Below are 16,419 nucleotides of genomic sequence, written 5' to 3' on the forward strand. Positions count from 1 at the left end.
TTAACCGAAGGGGCCGATATGGACAAGGATACCGAGGCGCGAATCCAGCAGCTTGAGGAAACGCTGGCCCACATGACGCGCGTGACCGACGACCTGCACGAGGTCATCGCACGCCAGGACGCCGACATCGCGCTTTTGACCCGTCGGGTCGAAATGCTGATGCGTTTCGCCGCCGAACAGCAGGCCCATGCCGAAGGCTCGATCCCCTTGGCCGATCAACGCCCGCCGCACTGGTAGGGCTTCTTCACTCAAATATCCGCCGGGCTTCGGTGCGCCCGGAAAAAGGTCCAGTAGACCTTTTTCAGCGCCGAAGGGGCCGGCAGGCCCGAAGCGGGGGGCAGACAGCCCCCAGCCTGTTTAGCCCCGCATCTGCCGGAACAGCCCCGCCAGATTCTCGGTGGACGCATCGTGGCCCGGCGCCGCTTCACCCTTCAGCAGCGGCTCCACCTTCAGCGCCAGTTCCTTGCCCAGCTCGACCCCCCACTGGTCAAAGCTGTTGATGCCCAGGATCACCCCCTCGACGAACACGCGGTGTTCGTAAAGCGCGACGATCTGGCCCAGGGCGAAGGGCGTCAACTGTTCGATCAGCAACGTGGTCGAAGGCCGGTTTCCGGGGAACACGCGGTGACGCGCCTGCCGGTCCAGTTCGGCGCCTTCCAGACCCTTGGCCGCCATCAGCGCACGCGCTTCCTCCAGCGTGCGGCCGCGCATCAGGGCTTCGGACTGGGCAAGGCAGTTGGCGGCCAGCAGGATGTGATGGTGCGCCAGGTCGTCCTCGTGCCCCTTTGCGGCCAGGATGAACTCGCAGGGCACCGGTGTCGTCCCCTGATGGATCAACTGATAGAAGGCGTGCTGTCCGTTGGTGCCGGGTTCGCCCCAGACGACCGGCCCGGAAACGACGGTCAGGTCGCTGCCATTCATGGCGACGCGCTTGCCGTTCGACTCCATCTCGAGTTGCTGCAGATAGGCGGGCAGCCGCAGCAGCCGGTTGTCATAGGGCAGAACGGCGCGGGTCGGATAGCCGCAGACCTGGTGGTGCCAGATGCCCACCAGGGCCAGCAGCACGGGCAGGTTTTCAGCCAGGGGCGCGTCGCGGAAATGCGTGTCCATCGCGGCGGCGCCCGCCAGGAATTCGTCGAAGCGCTGATCACCGATGGCCAGCATCAGCGACAGCCCGATCGGTCCCCAGACGGAATAGCGCCCGCCGACCCAATCCTCGAATCCGAAGACGCGCGAACGGTCGATGCCGAAGGCTGCCGTCTTGTCCGCAGCCGAGGACAGGGCGACGAACTGCGCCGCCGGATCGGCCACGACCTTGCCCATCCACTCGCGCGCGGTCTGCGCATTGGTCATCGTCTCAATGGTGGTGAAGGTCTTGGACGCGACGATCACCAGCGTGGTCGCGGGGTCCAGTCCCTTCAGCGTGTCGGCGATATCGGCGCCGTCCACGTTGCTGACGAAATGCGTGCGCGGACCGTCATGGTAAGGCGCCATCGCCAGCACCGCCATGTAGGGGCCGAGGTCAGACCCGCCGATGCCGATATTGACGACATCGGTGATCTTGCCGCCCTGCCCCGTGAAGGCGCCGGATCGCACGTCGCGGGCGAAATCGGCCATGCGGTCATGCGTCTCCCGCACGGCGGGCATCACGTCCTGGCCGTCCACCGTCACGCTGCCGCGCAGGTTGCGCAGGGCGGTGTGCAGGACAGCACGGTTCTCGGTCTCGTTGATCTTCTCGCCGGTGAACATCGCCTCGCGGCGAGCCGCCAGATCCGCGCCGTCCGCCAGTTCGACCAGCAGGTCGCGGGCTTTCGCGTCGATGGTGGTCTTGGACCAGTCGAAGACCATGCCGTTTGCCTGGGTCGCAAAGGCGCGCGCGCGGTCGGGATCGGCGTCGAACAGGTCGGTGATGCGGGTCGCCCCCTGGGCCTCGCGGCAGGACTTGAGACGGGTCCAGATGTCGGTCATTCGGGAAGGCTCCTTCGGGCTGCTTATTCCGCCCAGTGAACGGTCGCATTGTCCAGAAAGGCGCGGATCGGCGCCTCGGTGGCGTCCAGCTTCTGGGCGCGTTCCAGGGCCTCGCGCTTTTCCGGGCCCATGATCAGGACGTGGAGATTCATCGCGTCGGCCAGGGCCGGGCGGGTCAGGGTGATGCGCGGCTCCTCGGCTCCCTCGGCCCGGATCGGCAGGACCAGGGGGGCGTCGCTGGCCAAGGCATCGGCCAGCCGGTCCGCGCCGGGGAAAAGGCTGGCGGTATGCATGTCGTTGCCCATGCCCAGCAGCACGACGCTGATCGGCAGATGCGGACGGATCGCCTCGGCCAGGGATTCCGCAGCCTCGTCCGGTGTTTCCGTGCCCGTGTAAAGGTCAATGTAATTCGCAGCCGCCGCACGGTCGCGCAGCAGGTGGCGGCGCAACAGGCGGCTGTTGGACCGCTTGTGTTCGCCGTCTACCCAGCGTTCATCACCAAGGAAGATCGTGACGCGATCCCAGTCCAGATCGGCGCCGCTCAGCGTCTCGAAGACCGGGGTGGGCGAGGTTCCCCCGGGCACGCAGAGGCTTGCCGTGTCGCTGCTGCGCAGCTGCTGCGCCAGTTGCGAGGCGATCTGGTCGGCTAGCGACAGGCACAGCATTTCCCGGTCGGGATATTCCTTGAAGGTCATGGTCATCCGCGGATTTCTCTCCATCGACGGTTGTCGCGATGCAGAAGGCGCAACGCTTCCTCGGGGCCCGAGGATCCCGCGTCATAGGGTTCGGGGCGGCGTTTGCTGTCTTCCCAGGCGGCGATGATGGGGTCGGTCCAGGCCCATGCGGCCTCGACCTCGTCGCCGCGCATGAACAGGGTCTGGTTGCCCCGGATCACGTCCATGATCAGCCGTTCATAGGCATCGGGCATGTCGCTGCCATCCGCGCCAAGCGCATCGGCGAAGGACATGTCCAGCGGCACCTGCACCAGCCGCATTCCTCCCGGCCCCGGTTCCTTGATCATCACCTTGAGGTTCATACCCTCGTTCGGCTGCAGGCGGATGACAAGCTCGTTCGCCTTGGGTGCGCCGGTGTCGTCAAAGATCGAATGCGGCGGTTCGCGGAAGACAACGGCGATCTCGCTGGTGCGGGCGCGCAGCTTCTTGCCGGTGCGCAGATAAAAAGGCGTGCCCTGCCAGCGCCAGTTCGAGATGCAGACCTTCATCGCGACATAGCTTTCGGTCCGCGAATCCGGGTTCTCGGAATCCTCCAGATAGCCGCTCGACTTGCCGTCACCCTGATACTGGCCGCGGACGATGTCGCCGGGTTCCACGGCTTGCAGGGCGCGGATGACCTTCAGCTTTTCATCGCGCACCGCGTTCGGGTCGAAATGATAGGGCGGCTCCATCGCGATCAGGCAAAGAAGCTGCATCATGTGGTTCTGGATCATGTCCCGGATCGCGCCGGACTTGTCGTAATAGCTGCCGCGCCCGGCCACGCCCACGGTTTCGGCCACCGTGATCTGGACGTGATCGACGTATTGGGAATTCCACAGCGGCTCGAACAGGATATTGGCAAAGCGGACGGCCATCAGGTTCTGGACGGTTTCCTTGCCCAGGTAATGGTCGATCCGGTAGATCTGCTCTTCCCCGAAATGCTGCGCCAGCGTGGCATTCAGCGCGCGCGCGGTCTGCAGGTCGCGCCCGAAGGGCTTTTCCACGACGATCCGGCTTTTCTCGTCGGCGATGCCGTGGCTGGCCAGCCGGCTGGCGATGTCGCCGAACAGCGACGGAGCCACCGAGAAATAGAAGGCATGGACCGCACCGCGACGCATCCGCGATTTCAGCTCGGTCCACCCGCCCTCGCCCTGGGCATCGATGGGCGTATAGCCCAGCAGATCCAGGAAGTGCGACAGGCGCGGGTGGTCGGCAGGGATGCCGCCGAATTCCTCGATGGACTTTCTTGCCTCGGCCCGGAAGGCCGCGTCGTCCTGTTCGGTCCGCGCCGCGCCGATGATCCGCGATGTTTCGGGAATCTGGCCCGCGACAAAGCGCCGGAACAGGCCGGGCAGGATCTTGCGCTGCGCGAGGTCGCCCGTGGCACCGAAAATGACCAGATCGAAGTCATCGACCGGAATGACGCGCGAGACCATGCTGTCCTCCTTGCGGTTGGGGATCGCCATATCTCTTGTTAGCGTTAACAGCAACTCGGTTCAACCTCTCATGGCTTTGGCCAGCCGGGGCAGGCGACAGCGTTTGAGCATTTCGGCGGCAGTCATGGCGCCTCCCATGGCAGCCGCCTTGTCGCGAGCCGCCCGGACTGCCGCCCTCACGGCTTCCGGATCATCTGCCAGAAGATCCAGCAGGAACGCATCGGGATGGATGGCCCGCAGACCCAGGCTTGCCATCAGGTGGCGGGGGAAATCGCGCAGGTTCGCTGTGACGATCTGCGATGCGTTCCCGGCAAGCGCCGCCTCGACCACGTGGCGGTCAGCGGGGTCGGGAAAATGCAGGTCGATGCCGCGGGTTCCATCATCGGGCATTTCGGCGCCGGGGAAGCGGTCGCGCAGCAGCGCGATTTCGGCCCCCGCGACGGCATCCTGATCGGGACCAAGCCGGGCAGCCGCATGGCGCCATTCGGCCAGGATGCGCGGCGACCACAGCGGCACGAACAACCCGGCCGCTGCCAGATCGGTCAGGATCTCTCGCAGGATGGTGGGAAACAGGACATTGGCGTCAAGAACGGCGCGCATCAGTCCAGCCGGAAGAACAGCGCCTTGAGATAGCCCGTTTCGGCCAGTTGCGGCAGCATGGGATGATCCGGCCCGGCCTGTCCGGTATGGATCAGCACGCTTCGCCGCCCGCCGCGCCCGATGCCCCGCGCGCTGACATTGCGGAACGCCGTAAGGTCGGCGGCATGGGAACAGCTGCACAGCCCCAGATACCCGCCGGGCGCAACCAGCGGCGCAGCCATCTTCGCCACGCGCTCATAGGCGCGCAGCCCCGCCTCCAGCGCCGGTTTCGAGGGTGCGAAAGCGGGCGGATCGCAGACGATCAGATCGAAGCGGCGGCCTTCCGCGACCATTTGCTCCATGGCCTTGAAGGCGTCGGACTGGATGGTTTCCAGCCTGTCCGCGGCGTCCATCCGCCCTGCCCCGCCCCTGGCCAGCTCCAGAGCCGCAGCGCTGCCATCCACGCAAGTGGCGCTTGCAGCCCCCGCCGCCAGCGCCGCAAGCCCGAAGCCGCCGACATGGCTGAAGACGTCCAGCACCGCAGCACCCCTTGCGAGCCTTTGCGCAAAGGCGTGGTTCGGCCGCTGGTCGAAGAACAGCCCCGTCTTTTGTCCGCCCATCAGGTCGGCCAGATAGGTCGCGCCGTTCATCGGCACCGGGATCGGCGCAGACGGAGCATCGCCGCGCAGGACCTCCATCCTTTCATCCAGTCCCTCCAGCCCGCGCGCGCGACCCTGGCCATTCAGGATCACGTTCTGGACGCCCGTCACCTGAACCAGCGCATCGGCCAGATCATCCACCATCCGGTCGGCCCAGGCGGCGTTCGGCTGGATCACGGCGGTATCCCCGAAACGGTCGATCACCAGGCCCGGCAGGCCATCCGCCTCGGCATGGATCAGGCGATAGAAGGGCGCGTCGTAAAGCCGCTCGCGCATCTGCAAGGCCCGTTCCAGCCTGGCCCGCAGCCATGCGCTGTCGATCACGGCTTCGGCGTCGGCATCCATTACCCGCGCGACGATCTTGGAGTTGGGATTGACCGTCACCAAGGCCAGCGGCTTGCGCTCGGCATCCTCCAGCACCGCGAAGCTGCCTGCGGCCATGGCGCGGCTGCGGCGGTCCAGCACGGCCTCGTCCGCGAAGACCCAGGGAAAGCCGTGGCGGATCGCCTGAGGCTTGGATTTCGGGCGCAGGCGCAGCACGGGCAGGTCGGTCATGGGATCATCCTTTCGCGCCCGGATCTGGCATGCCGACCCGCGCGGCACAAGCCTGCCTCCGTGCAAACTGCGCGTCACAACAAGCCTTGTTGAATTGTTAACGCTAACAGATTATCTTGCCCCTACGCAGAAGGAGCCAGCCCATGACCCTGCAAGCCACCATCGACCGTGTGACCGACCGGATCCGCACCCGTTCCCGCACCACGCGGGAAGCCTATATGGACAAGATCGCCCGCGCGGCCGCGGACGGCCCCCGTCGCGCGCACTTGTCCTGCGGCAACCAGGCCCATGCCTATGCGGCCATGCCGGACAAGGACGACATGGCCCTGACGCGAAAGCCGAATATCGGGATCGTCACCGCCTATAACGACATGCTCTCGGCCCATCAGCCCTACGAACGTTACCCGGACCTGATCCGCCGCGCCGGCAATGCCGCCGGTGCCACCGTTCAGGTCGCAGGCGGCGTCCCTGCGATGTGCGACGGCGTGACGCAAGGCCGGGCGGGGATGGAACTGTCGCTGTTTTCCCGCGACGTGATCGCGCTCGCGGCTGGCGTGGCGCTGTCGCACGATTGCTTCGACTCCACACTGTATCTGGGCGTTTGCGACAAGATCGTTCCCGGCCTGGTCATGGCCGCCGCGACCTTCGGCCATATCCCCGCGGTCTTCCTGCCCGCCGGCCCAATGCCGTCCGGCCTGCCCAATGACGAGAAATCCAGGGTCCGCCAGCAATTCGCCGCGGGCGAGGTCGGCCGCGACGCGCTTATGGCGGCGGAAATGGCCTCCTACCACGCGCCCGGCACCTGCACCTTCTACGGCACGGCCAACAGCAACCAGATGCTGATGGAGTTCATGGGCCTGCACCTGCCCGGCTCCAGCTTCGTTAACCCCAACACCCCCCTGCGCGATGCCCTGACCGTGGCCGGCGTCCTGCGTGCCGCTGCCATCACCCGCTTGGGCAACGACTACCTGCCGGCGGGCGAGGTTCTGGATGAGAAGGCCTTCGTGAACGGCATCGTCGGCCTGATGGCGACCGGGGGATCGACGAACCTCGTCATGCATATTCCCGCCATGGCCAAGGCTGCGGGCATCCTCATCGACATCGAGGATTTTCACGACATCTCGGAATCCGTGCCGCTGATGGCCCGCGTTTATCCCAACGGACTGGCCGACGTGAACCATTTCCATGCGGCGGGCGGCATCGGCTACATGATTGGCCAGCTGCTGGACGCCGGGCTGCTGCACCCGGATGTCAAGACGATCAACGGCACCGGGCTTGAAGGCTACACCGCCGAGCCGAAGCTGGACGGCGACCGTCTTTGGTGGGAGGAAGGGTCCCGCGACACCCTGAACGACAGGATCCTGCGCCCGGCCCACGATCCCTTTGCCAGGACCGGCGGCTTGAAGCAGCTTCAGGGCAACATCGGGCGCGGCGTCATCAAGGTCAGCGCCGTGTCCGAGGAACGCCATGTGATCGAGGCCAAGGCGCGCGTCTTCAGCGACCAGGACCAGGTCAAGGACGCCTTCAAGGCGGGCGAGTTCACCGAGGACACGATCGTCGTCGTCCGCTTCCAGGGTCCGCGCGCGAACGGCATGCCCGAGCTGCACTCGCTGACGCCGATCCTTGCGGTGCTTCAGGATCGGGGTCTGAAGGTGGCCCTGCTGACCGACGGCCGCATGTCGGGCGCCTCGGGCAAGGTTCCGTCTGCCATCCACATCTCGCCCGAGGCTTCGGTCGGTGGTCCGCTGGCCCGCGTCCAAGACGGCGACCTGATCCGGCTGGATGCAACCCACGGCACCATTGACTGCCTTGCCCCGGACTTCGAATCCCGCCCCGCCGCAGCCTATGACCCCCGCCCCAGCAGCGAGGGCATGGGCCGCGAGCTATTCGCCGCCTTTCGGGCGGTCGCCGGCCCCGCTACCGAGGGCGCGGGCGTCGTGGTGTGACAGTTGGATCTTGGCAATCCTGCCGCCAAGGGTTACGCACGCCGACGGAGCAGTGGCCGAGCGGTCTAAGGCAGCGGTCTTGAAAACCGCCGGGCCAGAGATGGTCCCGTGGGTTCGAATCCCACCTGCTCCGCCAACCAGTATCAACAATCCTTTGGATTATACTAATAATTTTAGTTAGGATGCCTAGCCTTTCCCCACTGCTTCCCCCATTCTGTTCTGGAACATGCAGGACGCTTAGCCGTAACGGCGGGGGTTAGTCCATTTCCCTATGTCGTCAAAAGCGCCGACCCGCCGCCTTCTCATGCCGAGTTTTTGTTGCCGTCTTTGATTTCGGCGCATCTGTGCTGCGAGCGGCGGGAAAATTGTCGCGGTTTGGCGAAGGCGGCTGATGCCAACGGTCCTGTCCGCGAACTACCGCCAGCTTTGAGCCACCCCCAGACGCTTTTTTTTGAATTGAGGATGCACGCACATTCCGAGGGTGCCGGTCCTTACGCAGGTCGCGCCTAACTTCCGGATGCCCCCCATCAATCTTAAAGCCTCCGGTCCAATTGTTGACGGCGACCCGTGGGGATGGTTCATTTTCAGACTCAGCGCGTCAGATCCGGGCGGTAGGGGTGCGACCCTCACGCGCGCATGAGAATGCAAAAGCTGTGTTAGCAAATGCGGCGTAGGCCTGTATCGGTCCCGTCCGCAACAGGCTTCAGACTTTGACCCGCCCCGTGACGACACCTTCCTCAGCGCCATCGCCATCGCTGCAATCGTCGTCTATGGGCCTGATGTTTATAAGAAGTGAGCCTATAGGTCAGCCAGTGCTATCTAGCTATTTGTAGAGTTGTGTGGTCGCGTGGTTATGAATGCAGCTGGTGTTGGCCACCTGACGTATGGTTCCCAGTCTGTCGCCTGATCGCCCTTAGTGTAGCAAGTTAAGTTTCGAGAGGCAGCAATGCAGACCGAGTTGCCGTTTGCACATGCAGCGCGGAGAAGGATTACATTGCTTCAGGATCTACCAGCAGGGCGGTTCGCGGGAGTTCGCTGCCGGATGGTCAATAGACCGAATTGCCGCCGAGGGCTGCCGTTCGTACCGCATACTGCGGGCGGTCACTCGGACCAATGGCGCTCCCGCCCTTAGTCTGCTTCGGTCAGGGTCGTTGAACGAGGGTTCTTCGGACCGGTCTTCAAGTCCTCGACCATCGCCCGCTTGCGCCACTTCGCCATTGACTTCGGGTTGATGCCCAGTTTCCCGGCTCAGAGTCCCGAGCGAAGCTTGCGATCGTTATCTTGCAGCTCTGACGGTGTGCGTGGTCGTGGCGCTTCCGTGACGAACTTGGCCCATAATGCTTCCTTCCATTCCCAAGAAAGGGTCGCACCATCAAACCGTGGGATCGAACACTTAAAATGGTAGTTGCTGGACCGACCAGTCCTTCTGGTCAGGTCCACGTTGCAAGGAAAGAATTAACGAAGCAAGCGTCAACGCCACGCTAAAGAATGAAGTCTCCGCTCAAGTAGTCGGTTGCGTCGTCTAGCTCATCGAGAATGTGCACCGTCATCTCGGCTATCGCGTCGTTATCGATGTTCACGAGCAACCAGGTCTCGTCCCCCACGTTCTGCATCCAGATCCTGCCCGCTCCTCCTGCCGTTGTGCCGTTGAAAACGAAGGACTGGTTGCCGACCGTGGCGACATTGGCATCGATTGCGGACAGATTGATCCGATCCTCAACGGAGCCGATGGGATTGGCCCCGGCGCCCTGAAAGTCGCGAATATGGTCAATTCCGCTGACAGAATTGGACTCGCTGGTGCTGAGAAAGACAAACACATCGCTGCCACTTCCACCCCTCATCTGATCCGCGCCACCACCGCCCACCACGCTGTCGTTACCACTTCCGCCGCTCAGGCTGTCGTTGCCCGCACCGCCGAACAGGTTGTCGTTGCCGGAACTGCCAGAGAGAGTGTCGTCGCCCGCTTCACCCAATAGCCGGTCGTTGCCCGCGCCGCCGGACAGCCGGTCGTTGTCGAGACCGCCAGAGACAGTGTCCGCGCCGTCTCCGCCGACCAAGGTGTCGTCGCCCGCGCCGCCCAACAGCCGGTCGTTGTCCACGCCGCCGTCCAGGCTGTCGTTGCCCGCGTCGCCGAACAGCCGGTCGTTGCCCGCGCCCCCGTCCAGGCTATCGTTACCGAGACCGCCAGAGACAGTGTCCGCGCCGTTTCCGCCGACCAGGCTGTCGTTGCCTGCGCCGCCCAACAGCCGGTCGTTGCCCGCGCCCCCGTCCAGGCTGTCGTTACCCGCGTCGCCGAAGAGGTTGTCGTTGCCCACGCCGCCGACCAGGGAGTCGTTGCCGAGACCGCCAGAGACAGTGTCGTTGCCTATTTCACCGAACAGCAGGTCGCCGCCATCTTGTCCCAAAATGCGATCGTGGCCCCCGCGGCCGAAAACCAGATCGGCTCCTGCCAAGGCAAAGAACGTCTCGGATAGGGAGTTGCCGATGAGGGTGTCGTTGTTATTTGTTCCGGTAGGCATGAGAGGATCCTTTTATCAATAATCAGAATGCCTGATCGCCCGTGTCCCTCGCCGGCTTGATGAGACTCACGGCCCTGAATTCCGGCGGACAACTAATTGTACATCCAAGGCTCGGACTCACAAAGGCACCTGTTTGCCGACATGAGCTCTGGAAGCAGGCTTCCGCCCAGATACGGCCAACGCTCGACGGTGAAATACCACCGCCTCAGCCATCAGGGACCGACTCCAGTCCGTGGCTTGGACAGGGTTTCCTGCACCGTCTTTGCAATCACCTGCAGGCCCGTCTCCCGAGGCAGTGCAAAGTAGACCCACTCGATATGCGCCCACCCCCTAAGCTTTTGCCCGCCTCGCTCGGCCGAATACTGCCACGATGCGGTCAGTCTAGCCTTGGCAACAGGTCGTGGCTTTCCCAAACCAGCTTGCAGATTTGCGTGCGCAATGTAACGGCTTCGCGCGACCGTTCGCCGTGGCGGTAGTTCGGATGCGCTGGGCCGGACTTCTGCCCGCCACCTGCGCCATGCGCGCCAGCCGGTGACTGCGGGGGCGCGGCAGGGCTGACCGGTGCGCTTGGCCGTGGCGCGGCACCTGGGCGCAGCGTTGGCCCGGTTCATGGGGTTAGCGTCACACTTGCCCATCTGCCCGCCCCCCCCGTGCTGCACATGACCGACAACCGCCTGCCCGCCGCTCTTGACGTTCACCCGCTCCACCCGGACAATTTGCTGCCCCTTGCTGCGATACCGCTTCAAGCTGTCCATCTGGGCGCTGTAGGTGCGGGCCAGCTTGTTCAGCGCCCGCTCGGCTGCGTCCTGCTGGCGCAGGTTCTCGACGTGGTTCAGCCGCCGCGCCATCATCATCGTGGCCTGATGGATGGCCGCCATCTGGGCCAGCAACAGCGTTTCCGCCGCATCGCGCGGGGCCATGCTGTCGACAAAGCCCAGCGCGAAGCCGGTTGCCGCCGCATCGCTGCGTCGCCCCTGCGAACCCAGGACAGCGGCTTGCTTCACCGGCCCATCGGCAACCAGCGCGTTTCCTGCGCCTTGATCGATCCTGCCATAGTCCCCCGACTTTTCGACCCGCAGCACATTGCCTGCATCCCAGTGCAGCGTGACCGATGGCCCGGCACGGCGGCTTGCCTCGGCGGGCGCTGGGGGCTTGCGCCGTTGCCTGGTCATGGCCGCACCTCGCCTTGCCCGCCTGCCGTCCTGCGCGCCCCTGCAAGCGCCAGCCTATGGCTTAGATGTAGATATGGCTCAAATCCTGCGCCGCGCACCGATGGAAAACGGCCGGATGCGGCCCAATGGTTGAGCCGCTTTGCGCCTCCGGCGACCGTCACCAGCCGGAAGCGGCTCAATGGTTGCGCCGCGCGGCTCAATTTTTGCGCGGGGCTTCTGTTTTTGCCCGCCATGCCATGTAGGCTTTCGTTGCCGGTTTGCCGTCGCATTGTTCTTCCTCCAGAGCATAGGTGCTGGCCTGCCCGATGCCGGACGGGCCGAGATGATGTTCGCCGGTCTTGCGAATGAAGCCGCGCGCCTCCAGTTCACGAAACCAGCCCGCGACCGTGTTGCGCGCCACGTTCAGCGCCTTGGCCGCGTCCCGGTGCGACAGGTAGAGGTTGCCGTTGTTCGTGCCGGTGAAGCGCCGCTTTATCTCGACATAGAGCGCACGCGGACCGGGCGGCATGGTCGCCCATGCCTCGCTGGCCTGCAGGTATTCCATCAGCTGCACAAAGCGCCCGTTGCCGCGCTTGTGGCGCTTGTATCGCCTAGCGGCCACGCTGCACCCCCAGAGCGTCCCTCAGCCGTCCGCTGGCGGCATGGAACACCTCGGGACAGTCCAACCGCCGCCCGGTCAGCGCCGCCCAGCGCAGCGCCCATTGCAACGCGTCCTGGCGGCTGTCTGCCAGATAGACCAGCCGGGCGCGGTCGCGGGTCTCGGTCAGGTCATAGACCGCAAAGCCGAGGCCGGTGCGCGCAGCGATGGCGCGCACCTCCACCCAGCCGCGCGGCGTATCGTGCCGCGCCGGGCTCATTCCAGATCCCCCCAGGCCATCTGCGCGACCAGCGCCGCGCATTGCGGCGACAGGCCATAGCGGGTGCGCAGGAAGGCGATGCGAAACCCTGTCATGCGTCACCCCCTGCCAGCCTGTCAGCCAGTGCCTGGGCGCTGGGTGGGAAGCGCAGCCGGGCGGTATCAGTGCCGGGGGCCAGCCGATAATGGGCGACGTTCTCAGGGCCGCGCAGTTCACTAACAATCGGCCAGCCATAGGCCACCTTGAGGCGATGGATAATCGCGCCCAGCCGCCAGCCTTTCACCTCGCGGATTTCGGTCTTGTGGGAAATGGTGCGCCCGCCCGTCAGTGCATCGCAGGTCCAGGCCACCTGGGTGGGATTGGAATACCAGCGTTCAAATTGTGTCATTGTCTCGGCCTCTTTGTTTGCGGGCCGGGGTGCTGGGCGCTATGTTCCGGATACCCCTATCACCGAAACAAATGCCGCCGCCCCAAGCCTAGGGTGGCGGTTTGTTTATGCGGTCGTGCTGCGGCTGTTCAGCCAAGCGAAAACGGCGCTTTCGGGCCAGCCGACCGCCTTGCCGGTCAGCTTGACGGGGCGCGGAAACTGCCCCTTGCCCATCATGTCGTAGATCGTGCTGCGGCTCAGGCCGGTGATTTCTTCAACGGCGCGGCGGCGGAGGTGCTTCTCCGCGACCAGCTTGCGCATTGTTTCGGCCATGTCGGATTTCCTCTGCATGTGACGGTCCATGTCGGACAGATTTACATGCGACTTAGGGCACCGAAATTGCGAAAGAACTTTACAAATTAAACCGCAAGGCTTCCGCTGCTTCCCAGACATCTCGGGCTGTTTGCTCGGTCTGGGCGGTAGTCGGATGCAAGCAAGCAATCTGGGACCAGGTTGCACCGGCAGTGCGTGCATCTAAAGTTCTCAAGTATCTAAACCACTTTTTTTCATGTCGCCTCTCTTGCAGAATTCGTCCGTAGCGAATTCTTTGCCGGTCATGGGCTCTGCGCTTTAGCTCCCAAATTTGATTTTCAAGTGGTTTATCTAGATCAATGACAAAAGCTATTTCATTATCATCAAAAAATGCCTCTGATGAAGCGCCCGGAACCGTGGAAATAAGCCGACCTAGTTCTTTATCTGAAATCGGCATTCCCACCAATTTCACTGCAATTTCGAGCTTCTTCGCATAGTCTTTGTAACGCCTACCCTTGACAATGAAATCAGGAATTTTCCCATATGATAAAGGTATAATGAGCCATTCCGGCTGGTTCCCAATTCGTGGATTCGGAAGAGATTCGTATCCAAGTTCAGCCCTCTCTCTATCGAACCTAGAGATTGGAATGCTGAAACTTATCTCAGACGTATTTGAGTAAGAATAGTTATGGCCGAAAATATCTACCATAGAACTAAAGTGACTTGCGGCGTTCGCATCAAAGTATGCTCGCAAATCATCGCGCCTACGGTAAAATTCCCAGCGCCAGCAATTGAAGGTCCATTGCGAAATATCGCCATAAGCACTTGGGTCACGCCAATCAGGAATTCCCCACTCACTCATCCTGCTGCCCCAAGCTTTACTATGTTTTCAGTGATAAAGCCGCTTTGCAGAAATGCCGCCCATGCGCCCATCATCTTGCACCGCTTGTCGAACACGTCGCTGCGCGCATAAGCCCGCTCCACCGCATCGCCGATCAGGTGCGCCAATGCCGCCTCGGCTACCTCGCGGGGATAGGACGTGTGTTCCTGCGCCCGGGTGCGGAAGGACGTGCGGAAGCCGTGCACATCGGCGGCAAAGCCCAATTCCTTGACCAGCTTGGATAGCGTCATGTCGGACAGCGGACGCCCCTTCTTGGTGCCGGGGAACACCAGCCCGGACCCGTCGCCCAGCGCCTCAGCCTGCTTGAGAATGGCAACAGCGCGTGGGGATAGCGGCGCGTGGGGATAGCGGCACGCGGTGTGGACGCTTCATCTTCATACGCTCGGCCGGGATTTCCCAAACTTCGGCGGTCATGTCGATTTCGTCCCAGCGCGCTTCCCGCACCTCGCCAGACCGCGCGGCGGTCAGCACCGGAAACTCCAGTGCCAGCTTCGTGGCAAGCCCAGCGCCCGACCCGTTCACCGCCTCGATGCAGCCCGCGACGTCGCCATAGGGAAGCGCCTTGCGATGGTTCTGCGCCTTCGACACCTTGGGAAGCGCCCGGCTGATGTTCTCGGCGGGGTTATCCTGCCGCCAGCCTTGGGCAATCGCCCACTTCATCACCGCGCCGATGCGCTGGCGCACGCGCCGGGCGGTTTCCGGTATCTTGGTCCAGATCGGCATGAGGACGGCCAGCACATCGGCTGTGGGAATGTCCTGCACTTTCAGTTTGCCCAGTCGGGGGAAGGCATAGACCTCCAAGGTGGTGAGGAATTGGGCCGCGTGCTTTTCGTTCTTCCATGTCGGCCTGTGGAGCGCATGAACCTTGCGGGCCGCTTCCTCGAATGTCAGCACTGCCTGCGCCTCGCGCTTGGCCTGCAGGGGGTCGTCTCCCATCCGGGCCACCTTGCGGTTCTCCAGCGCCTTTGCCCGCGCCTCGGCCAGCGACACCAGCGACGGCGCACCCAGACCCAGTTCGCACCGCTTGCCGCGATTGGTGATGCGCTGCACCCAGAAGCGCGACCCGTTCGCATCGACCCGCAGATAGAGGCCATGCCCATCGAAAGACTTGCCCGGTGCCGTTGCGGCTTTCACCGCCTGGGCCGTCAGCGCCTTTTCGGGCCTGCGCGTCAGGTGACCTGCCATTGCTTCCCCCTGTCCTTCCCCCATTATGAGGGGGAATAGCAGGGACTACGCCGGACCTTGGTGGACAGCAAAAGCCACTAAATGCCTATGTTTACAGGCATTATCGGAAGCATTCGGAACATGTCAGAAGCTGCAGGGGCAGACACCTGCTTCGCCAAACAAGATTAAACAACCTCCGCCTTCATGCCCCAGGCTTGGCTCTGAAACTCAATGCGGCTGGAGCCTAGTCATGCATATGAGTATTCCGTTACGAAGCATCGGCAACGGAGGGCTTCATGGCTTTGATCGGCTATGCCAGGGTCTCGACCCTCGAACAGACGCTTGATCCCCAGCTGAGGGAGTTGCGCGCCGTCGGCTGTGACATCATCCACGAGGAGCAAGCCTCTGGGGCCGACCGCACGCGCCCTGCCCTGGGCCGCCTGCTGGCGACGATCAAGCCCGGCGATACCCTTGTCGTGGTCCGGCTCGACCGGCTGGCACGCTCGCTTGTCCACCTCCTGCAGGTCATCGATCTCCTGAAGGCGAAGGGTGCGCATTTTCGCTCGCTCGGGGATCCGATCGACACCACCACCCCGCAGGGCACCTTCTCGCTGCAGGTCATGGGCGCGGTGGCAGAGCTGGAACGCGCCTTGATCCGCGAGCGGACAAAGGCCGGGCTGCGCTCGGCGCGGGCGCAGGGTCGGATTGGGGGTAACCCGGCGCTGCGGGCAGGTGACCGCGAAGCCTTGCGCAAGCTGCGCCTGGCCCGTGACGAAACCTATGCCCGCAAGCTCGAAGGCACGGCCGAGACATGGGTGCCGCTGGTGCGGCGCCATCGGCCCGACATGCCCTGGGACGATCTGACCCGGCTTCTCAATGCCCGCACCGGGCGGGACAGTCCCGACTGGACCGTCGAGCGCCTGAAGCGCGCCACCAAGCGGTATGTCCGTGACGGGCTGTTGCCCGCCACCGTTCTCGACCGTGCCCCCCGCCGGGACCCGGACGACCGCCTGCTGGCCATCGTCGCCGGCATGCGCCATGCCGATCCCGACCTGACGCTTGCAGGCATTGCCACGCGGCTGGAGCAGATGCGCGAGCGCACCCCGCGTGGGAACACCAAGTGGTATCCCTCGACGGTGCGAATGCTGCTGCAAAGAGCCGAGAAGTTGGGGATGGCTGCGGGGAGCTAGGCTTTAGAGCCTGTTGCACCTAATCGGCCTCATACCCGGCGGCTTTGAAGTAATTGTAGCACTCCTCGTCGGAGAAGAGGT

17 protein-coding genes, 1 tRNA gene and 1 pseudogene are annotated in these 16,419 nt (G+C 63.7%); 4 read left to right on the top strand and 15 right to left on the bottom strand.

Going from position 1 to position 16,419, the window contains the following annotated elements:
• The first annotated feature begins 18 nt into the window (after positions 1 to 18).
• Complete coding sequence (locus OU682_RS13960) at positions 19 to 237, top strand: SlyX family protein (RefSeq protein WP_268942768.1); 219 nt, start codon at positions 19 to 21, stop codon at positions 235 to 237.
• Positions 238 to 357: 120 nt separating this feature from the next.
• Here OU682_RS13960 and pgi read toward each other — a convergent pair whose 3' ends face one another.
• The 5 genes from pgi to OU682_RS13985 are packed head-to-tail and all read right to left on the bottom strand — an operon-like array spanning position 358 to position 5,910.
• Positions 358 to 1,968 carry a glucose-6-phosphate isomerase gene (gene pgi / locus OU682_RS13965; RefSeq protein ID WP_268942769.1) on the bottom strand — a complete coding sequence of 537 codons (1,611 nt, stop codon included), beginning with the start codon at positions 1,966 to 1,968 and terminating at the stop codon, positions 358 to 360.
• A gap of 23 nt (positions 1,969 to 1,991) precedes the next feature.
• Positions 1,992 to 2,663, bottom strand: a complete 672-nt coding sequence (gene pgl, locus OU682_RS13970; RefSeq protein ID WP_268942781.1) for a 6-phosphogluconolactonase — start codon at positions 2,661 to 2,663, stop codon at positions 1,992 to 1,994.
• A 2-nt stretch (positions 2,664 to 2,665) separates the two neighbouring features.
• The gene (gene zwf, locus OU682_RS13975; protein WP_268942782.1) at positions 2,666 to 4,117 is read right to left on the bottom strand and encodes a glucose-6-phosphate dehydrogenase; all 1,452 of its coding nucleotides are present in this window, start codon (positions 4,115 to 4,117) and stop codon (positions 2,666 to 2,668) included.
• Positions 4,118 to 4,177: 60 nt separating this feature from the next.
• Positions 4,178 to 4,717 (bottom strand): RSP_2648 family PIN domain-containing protein, encoded by a 540-nt coding sequence (locus OU682_RS13980; RefSeq protein WP_268942770.1) that lies wholly within the window; start codon positions 4,715 to 4,717, stop codon positions 4,178 to 4,180.
• Entirely contained in the window at positions 4,717 to 5,910 is a 1,194-nt protein-coding gene (locus tag OU682_RS13985) for an RSP_2647 family RNA methyltransferase (RefSeq protein WP_268942771.1), read from the bottom strand. The genes OU682_RS13980 and OU682_RS13985 overlap by 1 nt, the downstream gene beginning before the upstream one ends.
• A 143-nt stretch (positions 5,911 to 6,053) precedes the next feature.
• Between OU682_RS13985 and edd the strand changes: the two genes are divergently transcribed.
• Both edd and OU682_RS13995 read left to right on the top strand, forming a co-directional pair.
• Positions 6,054 to 7,856, top strand: coding sequence for a phosphogluconate dehydratase (gene edd, locus OU682_RS13990; protein ID WP_268942772.1), 1,803 nt, complete (start codon positions 6,054 to 6,056; stop codon positions 7,854 to 7,856).
• A 46-nt stretch (positions 7,857 to 7,902) separates the two neighbouring features.
• Positions 7,903 to 7,992, top strand: a tRNA-Ser gene (locus tag OU682_RS13995).
• A 995-nt stretch (positions 7,993 to 8,987) separates the two neighbouring features.
• Here OU682_RS13995 and OU682_RS24485 read toward each other — a convergent pair.
• From OU682_RS24485 to OU682_RS14035, 10 genes and pseudogenes are all read right to left on the bottom strand, one after another.
• A pseudogene (locus OU682_RS24485) lies at positions 8,988 to 9,192 on the bottom strand (IS481 family transposase); the annotation flags it as partial.
• 145 nt (positions 9,193 to 9,337) lie between these two features.
• Entirely contained in the window at positions 9,338 to 10,375 is a 1,038-nt protein-coding gene (locus OU682_RS14000; RefSeq protein ID WP_268942773.1) for a calcium-binding protein, read from the bottom strand.
• Positions 10,376 to 10,587: 212 nt separating this feature from the next.
• On the bottom strand, positions 10,588 to 11,457 hold the full coding sequence (locus OU682_RS14005) for a hypothetical protein (protein WP_268942774.1): 870 nt from the start codon (positions 11,455 to 11,457) through the stop codon (positions 10,588 to 10,590).
• A 286-nt stretch (positions 11,458 to 11,743) separates the two neighbouring features.
• Positions 11,744 to 12,091, bottom strand: coding sequence for a hypothetical protein (locus tag OU682_RS14010; protein WP_268942783.1), 348 nt, complete (start codon positions 12,089 to 12,091; stop codon positions 11,744 to 11,746).
• Positions 12,092 to 12,137: 46 nt separating this feature from the next.
• Positions 12,138 to 12,404 carry a hypothetical protein gene (locus OU682_RS14015; protein WP_268942775.1) on the bottom strand — a complete coding sequence of 89 codons (267 nt, stop codon included), beginning with the start codon at positions 12,402 to 12,404 and terminating at the stop codon, positions 12,138 to 12,140.
• Positions 12,405 to 12,495: 91 nt separating this feature from the next.
• Positions 12,496 to 12,792 (bottom strand): hypothetical protein, encoded by a 297-nt coding sequence (locus OU682_RS14020; protein ID WP_268942776.1) that lies wholly within the window; start codon positions 12,790 to 12,792, stop codon positions 12,496 to 12,498.
• A 105-nt stretch (positions 12,793 to 12,897) separates the two neighbouring features.
• Positions 12,898 to 13,104, bottom strand: coding sequence for a helix-turn-helix transcriptional regulator (locus tag OU682_RS14025; RefSeq protein ID WP_268942777.1), 207 nt, complete (start codon positions 13,102 to 13,104; stop codon positions 12,898 to 12,900).
• A 79-nt stretch (positions 13,105 to 13,183) separates the two neighbouring features.
• Positions 13,184 to 13,945 carry a hypothetical protein gene (locus tag OU682_RS14030; RefSeq protein ID WP_268942778.1) on the bottom strand — a complete coding sequence of 254 codons (762 nt, stop codon included), beginning with the start codon at positions 13,943 to 13,945 and terminating at the stop codon, positions 13,184 to 13,186.
• Positions 13,942 to 14,253 carry a tyrosine-type recombinase/integrase gene (locus OU682_RS24130; protein ID WP_329609809.1) on the bottom strand — a complete coding sequence of 104 codons (312 nt, stop codon included), beginning with the start codon at positions 14,251 to 14,253 and terminating at the stop codon, positions 13,942 to 13,944. The genes OU682_RS14030 and OU682_RS24130 overlap by 4 nt, the downstream gene beginning before the upstream one ends.
• 25 nt (positions 14,254 to 14,278) lie before the next feature.
• Positions 14,279 to 15,169: a tyrosine-type recombinase/integrase gene (locus OU682_RS14035; protein ID WP_329609810.1), complete on the bottom strand. Its 891-nt coding sequence runs from the start codon at positions 15,167 to 15,169 to the stop codon at positions 14,279 to 14,281.
• 275 nt (positions 15,170 to 15,444) lie between these two features.
• Between OU682_RS14035 and OU682_RS14040 the strand changes: the two genes are divergently transcribed.
• Positions 15,445 to 16,338, top strand: coding sequence for a recombinase family protein (locus tag OU682_RS14040; RefSeq protein WP_268942779.1), 894 nt, complete (start codon positions 15,445 to 15,447; stop codon positions 16,336 to 16,338).
• Positions 16,339 to 16,419: the final 81 nt, after the last annotated feature.

The sequence above is a fragment of the Paracoccus benzoatiresistens genome, assembly GCF_026913015.1.
GTDB classification, from domain to species: Bacteria; Pseudomonadota; Alphaproteobacteria; order Rhodobacterales; family Rhodobacteraceae; genus Paracoccus; species Paracoccus benzoatiresistens.

What these genes read in the sequence shown, in the direction of transcription:
- pgl (WP_268942781.1), bottom strand. Translation starts at nt 2,663, where the DNA reads ATGACCTTCAAGGAATATCCCGACCGGGAAATGCTGTGCCTGTCGCTA.
- zwf (WP_268942782.1), bottom strand. Translation starts at nt 4,117, where the DNA reads ATGGTCTCGCGCGTCATTCCGGTCGATGACTTCGATCTGGTCATTTTC.
- OU682_RS14020 (WP_268942776.1), bottom strand. Translation starts at nt 12,792, where the DNA reads ATGACACAATTTGAACGCTGGTATTCCAATCCCACCCAGGTGGCCTGG.
- OU682_RS13985 (WP_268942771.1), bottom strand. Translation starts at nt 5,910, where the DNA reads ATGACCGACCTGCCCGTGCTGCGCCTGCGCCCGAAATCCAAGCCTCAG.
- pgi (WP_268942769.1), bottom strand. Translation starts at nt 1,968, where the DNA reads ATGACCGACATCTGGACCCGTCTCAAGTCCTGCCGCGAGGCCCAGGGG.
- OU682_RS14035 (WP_329609810.1), bottom strand. Translation starts at nt 15,169, where the DNA reads ATGGCAGGTCACCTGACGCGCAGGCCCGAAAAGGCGCTGACGGCCCAG.
- OU682_RS14000 (WP_268942773.1), bottom strand. Translation starts at nt 10,375, where the DNA reads ATGCCTACCGGAACAAATAACAACGACACCCTCATCGGCAACTCCCTA.
- OU682_RS13980 (WP_268942770.1), bottom strand. Translation starts at nt 4,717, where the DNA reads ATGCGCGCCGTTCTTGACGCCAATGTCCTGTTTCCCACCATCCTGCGA.
- OU682_RS14010 (WP_268942783.1), bottom strand. Translation starts at nt 12,091, where the DNA reads ATGGAATACCTGCAGGCCAGCGAGGCATGGGCGACCATGCCGCCCGGT.
- edd (WP_268942772.1), top strand. Translation starts at nt 6,054, where the DNA reads ATGACCCTGCAAGCCACCATCGACCGTGTGACCGACCGGATCCGCACC.
- OU682_RS13960 (WP_268942768.1), top strand. Translation starts at nt 19, where the DNA reads ATGGACAAGGATACCGAGGCGCGAATCCAGCAGCTTGAGGAAACGCTG.
- OU682_RS14025 (WP_268942777.1), bottom strand. Translation starts at nt 13,104, where the DNA reads ATGGCCGAAACAATGCGCAAGCTGGTCGCGGAGAAGCACCTCCGCCGC.
- OU682_RS14030 (WP_268942778.1), bottom strand. Translation starts at nt 13,945, where the DNA reads ATGAGTGAGTGGGGAATTCCTGATTGGCGTGACCCAAGTGCTTATGGC.
- OU682_RS14015 (WP_268942775.1), bottom strand. Translation starts at nt 12,404, where the DNA reads ATGAGCCCGGCGCGGCACGATACGCCGCGCGGCTGGGTGGAGGTGCGC.
- OU682_RS14040 (WP_268942779.1), top strand. Translation starts at nt 15,445, where the DNA reads ATGGCTTTGATCGGCTATGCCAGGGTCTCGACCCTCGAACAGACGCTT.